This window comes from Adlercreutzia equolifaciens (assembly GCF_029076695.1).
GTDB lineage: Bacteria > Actinomycetota > Coriobacteriia > Coriobacteriales > Eggerthellaceae > Adlercreutzia > Adlercreutzia equolifaciens_A.
Map to the genome: position 1 here is coordinate 1 of NZ_JARFIK010000122.1, position 372 is coordinate 372.

1 protein-coding gene is annotated in these 372 nt (G+C 41.9%); it reads right to left on the reverse strand.

Annotated features, from left to right (window positions below):
• Positions 1–372: hypothetical protein (locus PZH32_RS11730; protein WP_275208432.1), on the reverse strand; the 372-nt coding region annotated here is incomplete at both ends.

Sequence of the window (372 nt, forward strand, 5' to 3'; positions counted from 1 at the left end):
CCTGGTTGTCATTTTGAGCCTGCAAAGGTAATACGTATCAGCCGTTACCGTCCGGTATGCAAATTTCCCCTGTGCAGGATACACATGATAATTTTTTACGTGAGACGCATCTGCACCATCTGACTTCGGCACAATTTCTGTCTGATATGTTACTCCGTCTTTCTGATACGTCATGATAATGTGGTCATTTCCTTCTTCATACTGATAATTCTGACCACCCAGAATCTCCTCTGCTTTCCTTTTAAATTTCCTGTAAGTAACTCCCGGAAGTTTTGTATCATTTGAAGAAATGGCAAAAAGTCCATTATTTTCCACATCATACAGCTCCACAACATACACCGGTGGATCCTCTGCCAGAACTCCGTCTATATG